Source organism: Bradyrhizobium sp. JR3.5 (assembly GCF_054057015.1).
In genome coordinates this window covers 1371419-1384285 of sequence record NZ_JBSRYV010000001.1, presented here as the reverse complement: position 1 = coordinate 1384285, position 12867 = coordinate 1371419, and the positions used below count along the sequence as shown (strand labels likewise).

The 12867-nt window shown below is 66.3% G+C and carries 12 protein-coding genes and 2 pseudogenes; 8 read left to right on the top strand and 6 right to left on the bottom strand.

Annotated elements, in window-relative coordinates; genetic code table 11:
* Positions 1-88: 88 nt before the first annotated feature.
* Together ACVWW1_RS06885 and ACVWW1_RS06880 are read right to left on the bottom strand one after the other, a co-directional pair.
* On the bottom strand, positions 89-1015 hold the full coding sequence (locus ACVWW1_RS06885; protein ID WP_456655296.1) for a DMT family transporter: 927 nt from the start codon (positions 1013-1015) through the stop codon (positions 89-91).
* A gap of 54 nt (positions 1016-1069) precedes the next feature.
* Entirely contained in the window at positions 1070-1255 is a 186-nt protein-coding gene (locus ACVWW1_RS06880; protein ID WP_456656702.1) for a hypothetical protein, read from the bottom strand.
* Here ACVWW1_RS06880 and ACVWW1_RS06875 point away from each other — a divergent pair.
* A pseudogene (locus tag ACVWW1_RS06875) lies at positions 1170-2528 on the top strand (aminotransferase-like domain-containing protein). The gene ACVWW1_RS06880 and the pseudogene ACVWW1_RS06875 overlap by 86 nt on opposite strands.
* Positions 2529-2591: 63 nt before the next feature.
* Here ACVWW1_RS06875 and blaOXA read toward each other — a convergent pair.
* The 4 genes and pseudogenes from blaOXA to ACVWW1_RS06855 form a co-directional block, all read right to left on the bottom strand.
* Positions 2592-3404 (bottom strand): class D beta-lactamase, encoded by an 813-nt coding sequence (gene blaOXA / locus ACVWW1_RS06870; RefSeq protein ID WP_456655295.1) that lies wholly within the window; start codon positions 3402-3404, stop codon positions 2592-2594.
* Between the two features lie 132 nt (positions 3405-3536).
* Positions 3537-3800 carry an EscU/YscU/HrcU family type III secretion system export apparatus switch protein gene (locus ACVWW1_RS06865; RefSeq protein WP_456655294.1) on the bottom strand — a complete coding sequence of 88 codons (264 nt, stop codon included), beginning with the start codon at positions 3798-3800 and terminating at the stop codon, positions 3537-3539.
* A pseudogene (fliK, locus tag ACVWW1_RS06860) lies at positions 3797-5372 on the bottom strand (flagellar hook-length control protein FliK). The gene ACVWW1_RS06865 and the pseudogene fliK overlap by 4 nt, the downstream one beginning before the upstream one ends.
* A 64-nt stretch (positions 5373-5436) precedes the next feature.
* The gene (locus ACVWW1_RS06855; protein WP_456655293.1) at positions 5437-6222 is read right to left on the bottom strand and encodes an ATP12 family chaperone protein; all 786 of its coding nucleotides are present in this window, start codon (positions 6220-6222) and stop codon (positions 5437-5439) included.
* Between the two features lie 70 nt (positions 6223-6292).
* Here ACVWW1_RS06855 and ACVWW1_RS06850 point away from each other — a divergent pair, with 70 nt between their 5' ends.
* From ACVWW1_RS06850 to ACVWW1_RS06820, 7 genes are all read left to right on the top strand, one after another.
* A complete protein-coding gene (locus ACVWW1_RS06850) occupies positions 6293-6748 on the top strand; it encodes a hypothetical protein (RefSeq protein WP_456655292.1) in 456 nt (151 codons plus the stop codon).
* Positions 6749-7165: 417 nt separating this feature from the next.
* Positions 7166-7357 carry a hypothetical protein gene (locus tag ACVWW1_RS06845; RefSeq protein ID WP_456655291.1) on the top strand — a complete coding sequence of 64 codons (192 nt, stop codon included), beginning with the start codon at positions 7166-7168 and terminating at the stop codon, positions 7355-7357.
* A gap of 26 nt (positions 7358-7383) precedes the next feature.
* Positions 7384-8904 (top strand): multicopper oxidase family protein, encoded by a 1521-nt coding sequence (locus ACVWW1_RS06840; RefSeq protein WP_456655290.1) that lies wholly within the window; start codon positions 7384-7386, stop codon positions 8902-8904.
* Between the two features lie 186 nt (positions 8905-9090).
* Positions 9091-10188 (top strand): hypothetical protein, encoded by a 1098-nt coding sequence (locus tag ACVWW1_RS06835; RefSeq protein WP_456655289.1) that lies wholly within the window; start codon positions 9091-9093, stop codon positions 10186-10188.
* Positions 10112-11080: an alkaline phosphatase family protein gene (locus ACVWW1_RS06830; RefSeq protein WP_456655288.1), complete on the top strand. Its 969-nt coding sequence runs from the start codon at positions 10112-10114 to the stop codon at positions 11078-11080. Before ACVWW1_RS06835 ends, ACVWW1_RS06830 begins: the two co-directional genes overlap by 77 nt.
* A 139-nt stretch (positions 11081-11219) precedes the next feature.
* Positions 11220-11678, top strand: a complete 459-nt coding sequence (locus tag ACVWW1_RS06825; RefSeq protein ID WP_456655287.1) for an N-acetyltransferase family protein — start codon at positions 11220-11222, stop codon at positions 11676-11678.
* A gap of 152 nt (positions 11679-11830) precedes the next feature.
* On the top strand, positions 11831-12862 hold the full coding sequence (locus ACVWW1_RS06820) for an MBL fold metallo-hydrolase (protein ID WP_456655286.1): 1032 nt from the start codon (positions 11831-11833) through the stop codon (positions 12860-12862).
* The last annotated feature ends 5 nt before the right edge of the window (positions 12863-12867 follow it).

The window sequence follows — 12867 nt, the reverse complement described above, 5'->3', positions numbered from 1 at the left end:
CCGGAAAAGCGTGTAGCGGTTTTCCGAAAAGATCATGCGCAAAACAAAGGGCTAGAGCGGGATGATGGAAATCATCCCGCTCTAGCCGTCACGCGAAGCGGCGCGCGAACACGACGCAGGCGACGACCAGCATGGTCGCAGCGATCATCGACCAGCGTACCTGCTCATGCAACAGCAGCCCGGCCAGCGCGAGGCCGAAGAACGGCTGCAACAGCTGCAACTGGCCGACGCTGGCGATGCCGCCGAGCGCAAGGCCGCGATACCAGAACACGAAGCCGACCAGCATGCTGAAGATCGAGACGTAGGCGAGCCCGAGCCAGGCCGGTGCGCCGATGCCCTGCCAGCTCGGCGGCAGTGTCATGATGGTCATCACGAGCACCACCGGCACCGAGAGCACCAGCGCCCAGGAAATCACCTGCCAGCCGCCGAGCCGGCGCGACAGCGCCGCGCCTTCGGCATAGCCGAGGCCGCAGACGATGATGGCAGCAATCATCAGCAGGTCGCCGGTCAGCGACGCCGATCCGTCGCCCGACAATGCAAAGGCGCCGACCGTCGCGCTGCCGATGCAGGAGAACAGCCAGAACAGCGGCTTCGGCCGCTCGCCGCCGCGCAGCACGCCGAACACGGCGGTCGACAGCGGCAATAGCCCGATGAACACGATCGAATGCGCCGAGGTGATGTGCTGCAGTGCCAGCGCGGTCAGCAGCGGAAAGCCGATCACGACGCCGAGCGCGACGATGGTCAGCGACACCAGGTCCTTGCGCTGCGGCCAGGGCTGCCGCAGCAGCGCGAGCAGTGCCGCGCCGAGCAGCGCTGCGATCGCCGCACGTGCCGAGGTCAGGAACAGCGGCGAGAACCCGGCGACCGCGACGCGGGTGGCCGGCAGCGAGCCGCTGAAGATGATCACGCCGAGGAGGCCGCTGCCCCAGCCCTCCAGCGAAGCGCTGCTGCGCCCCTCACCCGCCCAAGACTTCCCCGACCAAGACTTCCCCGACAATGTCTTCGAATCGCTCATCGCACACCTCAACGTTCGCAGGCGAGGATAGCGGCGACGGGCTGGCCAAGGCAGTTACGGATCAATACAATATCGCCAAACTGTATGGGTAAAGGTAGACATACACTTGCGGCAACCATTCAATGCGCCAAAGGCGACCCGGACCACCGGCGTGATGAACGCGATCCGCGCCAGGATCGCGAGCCGCGCGCTCGCCGCCGACGACCGCCTGCCCTCGATCCGCAGCTTTGCCGCGACCATGGGCGTCTCGCCCTCGACGGTGGTCGAGGCCTATGACCGGCTCGCCGCCGAGGGCCTGATCCGGGCGCGGCCGGGCTCGGGCTTCTATGTCTCGTCCGCGGCGCTGCCGCCGCTGGCGCTGGCCAACGACCAGCCGCAGCACGACCGCGCCGTCGATCCGTTCTGGGTGTCGCGGCAATCGCTCGACGCCGGCGAGCGGCGCGCTGAAGCCGGGCTGCGGCTGGCTGCCCGCCGACTGGATGCCGACCGAGGCGCTGCGGCGCGCGTTCCGCGGCCTGGCGCGGGCCGACGACGCCGTGCTCGCCGATTACGGCGCGACGCGCGGCTCGCTGGCGCTGCGCCGGATCCTGATGGCGCGGTTCGCCGACGAGGGCCTCGAAGTGTCGCCCGAGCAGGTGCTGCTCACGATGTCCGGCACCCAGGCGGTCGACCTGATATGCCGCTTCCTGCTGCGGCCCGGCGACACCGTGCTGGTCGACGATCCCTGCTATTTCAATTTCCGGGCGCTGCTGCGCGCCCATCAGGTCAAGCTCGTCAGCGTGCCCTACACCCCATCGGGGCCCGATGTCGCAAGCTTCGAGGCGGTGCTCGAAGCCGAGCGGCCGCGGCTCTACGTCACCGTGTCCGGTCTGCATAATCCGACCGGGGCGACGATGTCGCCGCAGACCGCGCACCGCGTGTTGAACGCGGCTCTGCAGCCTTCGACCTCACCATCGTCGAGGACGACATCTTCGCCGATTTCGAGCCGGAGCCGTCGGCGCGGCTCGCGGCGCTCGACGGGCTGAACCGCGTGATCCGGATCGGCAGCTTCTCCAAGACGCTGTCGGCGTCGTTGCGCTGCGGCTTCATCGCGGCGCGCGCCGACTGGATCGAGCAACTGGTCGATCTGCAGGTCGCGACCGGGTTCGGCGGCCCCTGTGCGGTCGCTACCGAAATCATCGCGAGCGTCTTGGCGACCGGCTTCTACCGCAAGCATGTCGAGGAGTTGCGCCGGCGGCTGGCGCGCGCCCGCCGCGACGTCGGCGAGAAGCTGCAGCGCATCGGCATCGAGCCGTGGCTGATGCCGCGCGGCGGCTTCCAGCTCTGGTGCCGCCTGCCCGACGGCTGCGACTCCGCCGACGTGGCGCGCGCGGCGCTCGCCGACAACATCGTGCTGGCGCCGGGCAACGTGTTCAGCACCACGCAATCGGCCACCGGCTTCATGCGCTTCAACGTCGCACAATGCCGCGACCCGAAGCTGATGCCGGCCTTGCTGCGCGCGATCGGGCGCTGAAGCGCGCTGCAAGGCGTTTGCGCGGACGACAGACGCAAAGGCGTTTGCGTAGCGATCAGCTCGTCACAGCGCGACGATATCGGTGAGGCATTGCTGCGTGACGCTCATCCGCGCATCGATCTGCGCCTGCGTCTTGCAGTCCATGTTCATCGCGAACACGGTGACCTCGCTGCCCTTCTCGGCCCAGCCGACGAGCCAGCCGAGCGCGCCGTGCTCCTTGTCGGTCAGACCGGTCTTGGCGCGAATGACGGCGTCGCCGACTTTCGTCACCGGGAGAATGTCGCACACCAGCTCTTGGCTGCGCTTGCCGACCGGCAGCACGCCGCGGCGCAGCCGGTCGAGGAAGTCGATCTGCTGCACCGGATCGATGCGCAGATTGCCCGTCACCCAGAACTGGTCGATGCCGCCGCCGATGTCGCGGTTGCCGTAGTCGATGACGTCGAGATACTTCTGCATCCGCTCCGCGCCGATGCGGCGGGCGATCTCCTGGAACACCGGGAAGGCTGACACCGCGAGCGCCGAGCGCAGCGTGTGGTCCTTGTTCCAGGCCTCGATGCTGCGCGTCGTGCCGTCCCACTTGAAGACGTCCTTGTCGGGATCCTGCACCACGCCGGTCTCGAGCGCGATCAGCGCGTTCGGGATCTTGAAGGTCGAGGCCGGCAATTTGCCTTCGCCCGAACGAACCTTGTCGCTCGCGATGATCAGATAGTCGTCGACCTTGTAGCCGACGAAGGTGCCCTCGGTGCCGAGATCGAAGAACCGCTTTTGCAGGTCCTCACGAAACTCGCTGCGCTGGTAGGACACATTGGCGAAGCTGCGCGACGGCAGGATGCTCGCGGCAGCAAGCAGACCGAGCGCATGGCGGCGATGGATCACGACGGGACCTGAGCTGGTTCGGGTTGACGACGATGCTGATGCCATCGTGGTGAAAGGATGGCAATGAGACTCACTTGTTTGACGCGTTTTCTTCACGCAAACCGGTGCCCGCTTCGCTTGAAAACGCTATCGCTACCGCGCCCGGCCCGACAGCCGCAGCACGAACACCAGCACCTCGGCGACGGCCTTGTAGAGCTCGGCCGGGATCTCGTCGCCGAGCTCGACATTCGAGAGCGCGCCGGCCAAGACCTCGTTCTCCTCGATCGGGATGTCGTTGGCCTTGGCGACCTCGATGATCTTGGCGCCGATCGCGCCCTTGCCTTTCGCGACCACGCGCGGCGCGCCGGCGTGATCGTAATGCAGCGCGACCGCGAGCTGGTTCTGCATCTCGCTCATGATGCGCGGTCCAGGAAATGGCCGGCGCGCGCGGGCGCCGGCTGCGGCGGACTGCCGTCGCGGATCTCGATATCGCCGGGCGTGAGCTCGGCCCTGGTCAGCGCCTGGCTCAGCTCGGAGGCGCCGGCACGCAGCTGCGCAGCGGTCGAGGGACGCTCGGCCCACATCCGCACCGAGGTGCGCTCGCCGTTCAGCGAGACCAGCGCGTGCACCGGACCGGCCGGCTCGACGTCGAGCGTGAAGCGCGCCCGCCACACCCGCCTGGCGGCTTCGACCTCGTTGCCGCCGCCGTCGCGGGAAATCTCGAACTGCGCCATCGCCGTGCCCTGCTGGGTCAGGAACGGAATCTCGAAATTCCAGCGCGGCACCATGGCGTCGAGCTGCGAACGCGTGCCGTCGCCGCGATCCGGCAACGAGGCGATCTGCAGCAGCGTCTGCCGCGCCAGTGCCGCGTCGGTGTTTTCCAAGAGGCGGTGGGCGGCGGTCGCAAGCGGCGTGCCGGGAGCAATCGACGGCCCCGCAACGGCCTGGGCCGACGGCAGCGCGCCGTGAAACGGCGGTGGCGGCGTGCTGCCGCGTGCGGGCACGTCGCCGGGCAGCATCTCCCTCGGCGCGGCGCCCTGCCGTGCCGGGTTGCCGAGCTCATGCAGCGCTTCCTGAATGAGATTGAGCGCGCCGCCCGATGACGGGCCGGCATCGAGCGCATCCGCGAGAGCGCCGGCAAGGTGGGTGGCGCCGCGGGTGAGATCCTCGGCAACCGGCACGCGCGCTTGCGGCAGCAAGATCTCCTGAACCTCGAGCTCGGGCATTGCCGGCGGCACAATGCTCGGGGCCGTGCCGGCACTGGCAAGCGCCGGCTGCTGCAGCGGCGTGGACGCGGCCCTTGTGGCATCGCCGGCGCCGAGCGAGGTCAGCGCCTGCCGCAGCACGATCAGCGCGGCCTTCAGATCGGGCATGCTGCCGCTCACCGGCGCAACGCCCGAGGCAAGGGTCGCCTCCAGCAGCAGGCCGGATTTCTGGAAGCCGCCCTTGACGGCATCGCCGCTCAAATTCTCATTGAGGCCGGTCTGCTGCGCCAGCACCTGCGCGATCGCGGCCTGCAGCTTCGGCGGCAGATTGGCCGCGGCGACCGCCGTGAGGTTGGCAAACCAGCGGCGCCTGGCTGCCCTGCACCGCCGCCGCATGCTGTGCCGTCGCAGTGATCGTGACGCGCTCGAGCGGCGACAGCACAGCCTTCGGCGCCGTGGCGACGGGTTGCGGAGCGGTGCTGGCGTTGGTCGCGCCCGGCGACAATTGCACGGCATCGCCCGCGTCAGCGCCCGCCAGTTGCAGGCGGATGCCGTCATTGGTTTGCGAGACCGCAAGCTGCAGGTTCTGGCCCTGCTGCAGCGGCACCTCGGTCTGAACGTCGATCGACAGGCTCGCGATCGCGATCCGCACCAGATCGGCCGAAAGCACCTTCAAGACTTGCGCGTTGACGACGCTGCCGACCTCCAGCGTGAGGTCCGGCGCAACGCTGTCCGCCTCCTTCGAGGCAAGCACCGGCAGCACGGGATTGACGGCGATAGCCATGTCGGAGGTCTCGGCCAGGCGGCAGGATCAAGCCGCAGGCTAGCCCGGCGCCGTAAAGGTCTCGTTAACCGGCAGCCGGCCCGAACTCCCTCAGGACGCCGGCGGCGGCCCTGAAATCGACCTGCCGGGCAGCGCGACGCGCAGCGACCTCCTCGTCGACGCCCCACTTCTCGATGTTCCAGTCCTCGTCGACATGGGCGGCGGCCCAGACCTGGTCCTCGTCGCGGACGCCATGGGCGAGCGCGAGCGCCAGCAGCACCGAGCCGGTCAGCGTCGTCACCACATGGAGCGCCGCGACCGACCATCGATCGGTCGGGAACGCCGCACGCGCCGCCTTGATCGCGGGCTCGGGCTGGCCGACATGCATGACCCCCTCGGCCATGACGAAATGGGCGCCGAGCGTATCGGCGGCCCAGAACAGGATCGGGTCCCAGTGCCTGGCCTCGCGCGCCACCAGCGTGTCGGGATGGCCGGCGCGATAGAAAAGCAGGTCGCTGCCGAGGAATTTTGCCGCATCGTCGGCGACCTCGTCGACGCGATCGATCACCCCCTCGATCACGCTGTTGGCCAGGCGCGTCAACGGCATGGTCATGGGATCGATGGTCTCGCCCTGTGCATTCCATTCGGCCGCGACCGCATCCGCAATCGCACGGCTCGGCACCACGATCGGCTTGCCGGACGGCGAGCGGATCTGCTTGCCGTCGAGCGTGATGGAAAATCCGCCATCAGCCTCGGCCACGCCGGCGCTGGTGTAGAACCGCTTGCGCTGCGGCCTGCGGATGTGGCGGCGCACCGCCTCCTGCGGGTCGAGCGGGGATTGGTCTGGGACGTCGTCGAAGAGTTCGCGCATCGCGCCGGCTGGCTTTCGTTCGGAAGGATTTCCCTGCAAGATACGTCAGCGGCAACGGCAAATAAAGCTGATGGGACGCGGCAAATTCCTCGCGGGTTTTTCACTGGTGGCGACGGTTTTCGGAGCCGCCGCCACCGACGCCGGGTTCCGCACACCGGAATCGCTGATCCGCAACGTCTACGCCCATTATGGCAAAGGCAGCGCCGCATTTTCGAATGGGCTGCCGCGCGACGACGAAACCGCCCGCCAATTCTTCGATTCCAGCCTGCGCGGCGCCTGGACCGCCCTGCACGACGCACCCTACGATTTCCTGGTGCAGAGCCCGACCTGGCGGCTCGGCCCGATCTCGGTCGCAATTCCGCGCCGGCAGTTCGACAGGACCGATGTGACGGTCACGTTCGACAATGAGGGCCGCACGGTCACGCTCAACTTCATCGTCGTCAACGGTCCCGACGGCTGGGTGATTGCGGACGTCGAGAGCCCGCACGATTCGTTGCGGATGTTTCTGGCGCAGTTCAGGCGTTGATCCCGATCGTCAACACGACAGCGCGCGATGCGATCGGCGACGCGCAAGAGAAAAATATCTGACGGTTGCCTGCGCGTCCTGCTTTTTCCGCAATTCGGTCCGCGAATGGTGCATCCGATTGATCGCTCAGCAAGTTTGAACGTCGCGCGCACTTCCGCGTCGAAGTGCCGCAAGGCGCCGTCATCTGCGCGTTAAAAACCTGACCAGATTCCGGCAACAACGCGCGGCTAACCTCGCGACACCAAACAGAAGCATTGGTCGACCATCGCGGTCGCAAGACGTGGACCGGCGTCACGCGTGGCGTCCGTGCGCGCTTGCGCGCCGGTGGCGGCGTATTGGCGGGGCGGCGTGGCAGGACGACTTTCGACCGTTTGTTGTGCCATCGCCGCGGCGTGCCTCGGGCTTGCCGTGAGCGGCATGACGGCCTGGCTCGGCGCAACGGGCTTGCCGGAGTCGCCGCGGACGCAGCAGGACATCTGCGCCCGGCCCGAGCCCGGAAGCGCGATCGAGGAACCCGCCGAATTGCGCAGCCGCGACGGCGTGCTCGAAACCGACCTCAGCATCCACGATCAGAAGCTGCCGGATGGAACGAGCCGCTTTGCTATCTGACGCCGGACAGCAAGCCGTCGCCGACCTTGCGGCTGAAGCCGGGCGATCAGCTCGTCATCCATTTCAAGAACGACCTCGTCGACCTCGATACGGCAGCACCTGCGATCGACCGCCCACTCGCCGGCGCGCCGATCTGCACGACGCGAAAGCAGGCCGATGTTTGCGAGAGCGGCGCGATGACGCCGATCTCGACCAATCTGCACTTCCACGGGCTGACGGTGCCGCCGGTCTGCCATCAGGATGACGTGCTGAAAACCTCGATCCAGCCCGACGACGCACCGTTCGAGTACCGCCTGCGCATCCCCGACGATGCACCGCCCGGCCTGTATTGGTATCACCCGCATCTGCACGGCTTCAGCAAGACGCAGGTGCTCGGCGGCGCCTCGGGCGCCATCATCATCGAAGGCATCGAGCGCGCCGATCCACAGCTCGCTGGCCTGCCCGAGCGCGTGCTCGTGATCCGCGACCAGGATCTCGTCAATCCCGACGCGCCGCCGTCGAAATCCGAGCCGGTCATGACCAAGAGCCAGCTCGATAATGACGGCGACGTCGCCAACTCCGGCACCGGCTTCGGCAAGCCGTCGAAGGATCTCTCCGTCAACTTCGTGCCGGTGCCCTATCCGAACTATCCGCCGGCCCGGCTCACGATGAAGCCGGGCGAGCGGCAGCTCTGGCGGGTCCTGAACGCGTCCGCGATCACCTATCTCAACCTCGCGCTGCTGGTCGGCCGCTCCCCGCAGCAGATCGGGATTGTGGGGCTCGATGGGGTGCCGTTGCAGTTCCAGGGCAGCCCGTCGCCATCAGTGCAATGGGTCAACCATATCGGCCTGCCGCCGGGCTCGCGCGCCGAATTCATCGTCGAGGGACCGCCGGCCGGCAGCTCGGCCCTGCTGGTGACGCGCGCGGTCGACACCGGGCCCGCCGGCGAGAACGATCCCAACCGCGCGCTGGTCGCGATCACGTCCTCGGTCAATACAAGCGAGCCGCAGGCCGCGCTGCCCGCTCACGCCGAGCCGCTGCCGCGACCGGAGCGACCGTGGGTCGGCAACGTCGCGCCGGTGCGCGTCAGGAAGCTGTTCTTCTCCGAGCAGCCGGAGAACCCGAACGACCCGAACAGCCCGACCAAATTCTTCATGACCATCGACGGAGAGACGCCGAAACCGTTCGATCCGCAATCGGACATTCCCGACATCACCGTGAGGCAGGGCGACGTCGAGGACTGGATCATCGAGAACCGCTCGATGGAGCTGCATGATTTCCACATCCATCAGCTGCACTTCCAACTGCTCGACTGGTCCGGCGTCGCCGTCAACGAGCCGTTCCTGCGCGATACCGTCAACGTCCCCTACTACAACACCCGGATGCTGAAATATCCGAGCGTGCGCCTGCGCATGGATTTTCGCGATCCCAACATCGTCGGCACCTTCGTCTACCACTGCCACGTCCTCGAGCACGAGGACGGCGGCATGATGGGACGCATCAGGGTCGTGCCGCGAGACACTGCAAGTTCCACCAAGCCGCTCAATCAGCAAAAAGGAGAGCTTTAATGCGCGACAAGCACAGGTCACGTTGGCTGCAAGGTTGCCGCCTTACCCCTCAGCGCGCTTGCGCTGGGTCAGTTCACCGCCGGCCCGGTGCTAGCGGAGGACTGGAATCACCACGGTGGACACGAAACGCGGTCGCCGATCAAGCACGTGATCGTCATCATCGGCGAGAACCGCAGCTTCGACCATGTGTTCGCGACCTACGTGCCCGAACGACGCGACCAGAGCGTGTTCAACCTGCTCTCGCAGGGCATCGTCAAGCTCGACGGCAACAAGAACGCGATCCCCGGGCCGAACTTCGAGAAGGCGCATCAGCAGGCGGCGACCGATACCGGCCTGAACGATGCGTTCCTGCTGAGCCCGCCGAAGCAGAACTTCCCCAAGGATCAATTGCCGGCTCCACTGGTCGGCGGCCCCAAGGTCTCCTACATCCCGAACAAATGCGGCAGCTCGCCAATCACCACCTGCGAGGCGTCGCTTGAGTTGGCGCAGCAGTCGGAATCCGACCTGCCGTCCGAGTACTACCAGTTCCTCCTGAGCGGCGGCACCGGTCAGACCTCGCAGACCCCCGACCAGCGCATCACCAATGTCAGCGCGCTGCCGGCCGGTCCGTTCCAGCTCACCAACAGCGATGCGATGCCCTACGACACCTATTCGGCAAGTCCGGTGCATCGCTTCTACCAGATGTGGCAGCAGCTGAACTGCAACCACTCGGCGGCCAGCCGTGACAATCCGTCGGGCTGCGGTGGCAACCTGTTCGCCTGGGTCGAGGTGACCGTCGGCGCGGGCGCCAACGGTGCGGCGCAGCCCTCCAACTTCTCAACGGACTACTCGCCGACGGCAACGACCACGGGCGAGGGTTCGACGGCGCTCGGCTTCTACAACGTGCAGAAGGGTGACGTGCCCTACTTCACCTCTCTCGCGCAGAAATACGCGATGAGCGACAACTTCCACCAGTCCGTCAACGGCGGCACCGGTGCCAACCACATCATGTTCGGTCATGCCGACATGATCTACTTCAGCGACACCTACGGCAACGCCGCGGTGCCGCCCGAACGGCACGCAGGTGTTCGGCGGCACGCCCGACGCCGGCATCGTGCATCAAATCGAGAATCCGAATCCGGCTGCCGGCACCAACAACTGGTACACCGAGGACGGCTACGGCGCCGGCGGCAATGGCGGCTTTGCGCCGCTCTACCAGACGAGCCCGGTGTCCGGCGGCGGCTCCTACAGCGACTGCTCGGATCCGAGCCAGCCCGGCGTCAAGCCGATCCTGGACTATCTTAAGGGGGCCCACATCAACGCAAACTGCGAACCGGGCCACTACTATCTCTTGAACAACTACAATCCGGGTTACTTCGGCAACGGCAAGAACGCCTACACCGACACCAATCCGTCCAACACGCCGTTCACGATCCCGCCGTCGACCCGCAAGAGCATCGGCGACAGCCTGAACGAGCGGAACATCTCCTGGAAGTACTACGGCGACCAGTGGAACAACTACGTCAACGATCCCTATCAACTCAACTGGGGTGTGGCTGGTCCGACCGCGGACGAGTACTGCAACATCTGCAACCCGTTCCAGTACGACACCTCGATCATGTCGCACCCGGACCAGGTCGCAGCCCATATCAAGGACTCGGTTGATCTGTACTCCGACCTCTCCAAGCACGCGCTGCCGGCGGTCTCGATCGTCAAGCCGAGCGGCTTCACCGACGGTCACCCGTCGTCCTCCAAACTCAATCTGTTCGAAGGCTTCACCAAGAAGATCGTCGACCAGGTCCAAGCCTCGGACTATGCGAAGGACACCGCGATCTTCATCACCTTTGACGAAGGCGGCGGCTACTTCGACTCCGGCTATGTGCAGCCGCTCGATTACTTCGGCGACGGCACCCGTATTCCGCTGATCGTGGTGTCGCCGTTCGCGCGGCACGGCCATATCTCGCATGAATATGCCGATCACGTCTCGATCATCAAATTCATCGAGCGGAATTGGCGCCTGGAGCCGATCACGAACCGCAGCCGCGACAACTTCCCGAATCCGGTTGCCGCGCCCGGCAATCCCTATGTTCCGGTCAACAGCCCGGCGCTCAGCGATCTGTTTGACTTCTTCGACTTCGACGACGGCGGCCATCACCATGGCGGCGGCTGGGATCATGACGGCGGCTGGGATCACTGACCACCGCACCTCGCGACATACCGATCCGCCGGCCCGAAAGGCCGGCGGATTTCGTTTGCGTCCAGCGGATGTCCATAGCCTGCGCGAGCCTGTAACGTGTCCGGCGACACCGTTCTCCTCTCCATGGAAATTCAGTTCAATGACATCAGTCGCTTTCCGCCAGGCACAACCCGCCGACCTTCCCGCGATCATCGCCCTGCTCGCCAACGATCTCCTGGGGAAACAGCGCGAGGATCCGAGCTCGCCGCCGAACCCACGATACGTCGACGCTTTCAAAGCCATCCTCGCCGATCCCAACCAATTGCTGGTCGTGGCGACCCTGGACGACGAGGTGATCGGGACCCTTCAACTCAGCTTCATTCCCGGAATGGCACGCCTGGGCGCCTGGCGCGGGCAGATCGAGGCGGTCCGAATTGCCGAGGCACACCGCAGCTCCGGCGTCGGGCAGCAGATGTTCGAATGGACGATCGCGCAATGCAAAGCGAGAGGCTGCGATCTCGTGCAGCTGACCACCGACAAGGCGCGCCCCGACGCGCACCGCTTCTATGAGCGATTGGGATTCGTCGGCAGCCATCTCGGCTACAAGCTGATGCTTTAAGCTTGCCGCACCGTGCGGCGAGACCAACCGGCCACAACACCTCGATGCGGCGCGGCCGAGCGTTGTGATATGGCGCCGGCTTTGGCAGTCTCCCTGATCACCGGAACGACGCGGGAGCGGACGGCATGCGGCACTTCATTCTTCCGACATCCTTGCTGGCCGCCATCTGGCTGCTGCTGCCGCTTCCCGCCCAATCGGCGCCCTGCCTGCTCGTCACCCTGACCGGCACCATGAGCGGTCCCGCCTTGCGCAATGGTGTCGCGGGCGCCGGCACACTCGTGCGCTATGGGGAGGACAGTGCCGATTGCGGCACGCTGAAGCTGCAGTTCGACGCTGGCCGCGGCACCGAACTAAGGCTGTCACAACTGAACGTCGAGCCCGGCCAGATCGACGCCGTCTTCCTCACGCATATGCACTCGGATCACACCGAGGGCCTCGTCGACCTGCTGCTCGCGCGCTGGAACTGGAATTCCGGCGGGGCCGCGCTCGATGTCGTCTGCAGCAGCGATGCGCCCTCGCCGCTCGGCTTCACCCTGAGCTGCGGCAAGTTTGTCGCGCATATCGGCGACGCCTTTGTTCAGTCCGGCGAAATCGCACAGCGGGTTTCAGAGGACAAGAGGCGGTTGGCTGGCGGACCTGCCGAGCTTGTGCATCTCATCACATTCGAGCCGACGGACGAGCCACAGGTGATCTGGTCGAAGGGCGGGGTCCGGGTGAGCGCGATCCGCTCGACCCACATCGCGGGCCATGCCTCCTATCGCGTCGACACGCCGGCCGGCAGCGTCGTGATCGGCGGCGATGCCAGCAATGACAGTGCCGCTCCGCCGCGTCCGACGTCGACGTCGGCGCAAGTCGAGAAGTTGGCACAAGGCGCCGAGGTGATCGTGCACTCGACCATGCATCCCATCATGGGTCCGGAGCGCGACAGCGGCATGCCGCCGCCCGTCTTCTACCGCCAGAGCCTGGCGCCCGACCTTGGCGCCATGGCAAAGCGCGTGGGCGCCAAGTATCTTATGCTGACCCACCTCGCGCCGCAGGTTGGGGCGACGCACCACGGCCCCTACAAGGTCCCCGGCGGCGCGCTCACCGAAGCGGACTATCGCGCCGCCGCCGAGGCAGGCGGATTTACCGGCACGACGATTGTCGGCTCGGATCTCGCCACCTTGCGCCTTCCCGCCAGATAGGCCGA

Bases quoted from the DNA above. Each gene is read 5' to 3' on its own strand.
- ACVWW1_RS06885 (WP_456655296.1), bottom strand. From the start codon at position 1,015: ATGAGCGATTCGAAGACATTGTCGGGGAAGTCTTGGTCGGGGAAGTCT.
- ACVWW1_RS06880 (WP_456656702.1), bottom strand. From the start codon at position 1,255: ATGGTCGCGGCAAAGCTGCGGATCGAGGGCAGGCGGTCGTCGGCGGCG.
- ACVWW1_RS06865 (WP_456655294.1), bottom strand. From the start codon at position 3,800: ATGAGCGAGATGCAGAACCAGCTCGCGGTCGCGCTGCATTACGATCAC.
- ACVWW1_RS06855 (WP_456655293.1), bottom strand. From the start codon at position 6,222: ATGCGCGAACTCTTCGACGACGTCCCAGACCAATCCCCGCTCGACCCG.
- ACVWW1_RS06850 (WP_456655292.1), top strand. From the start codon at position 6,293: ATGGGACGCGGCAAATTCCTCGCGGGTTTTTCACTGGTGGCGACGGTT.
- ACVWW1_RS06845 (WP_456655291.1), top strand. From the start codon at position 7,166: ATGACGGCCTGGCTCGGCGCAACGGGCTTGCCGGAGTCGCCGCGGACG.
- ACVWW1_RS06825 (WP_456655287.1), top strand. From the start codon at position 11,220: ATGACATCAGTCGCTTTCCGCCAGGCACAACCCGCCGACCTTCCCGCG.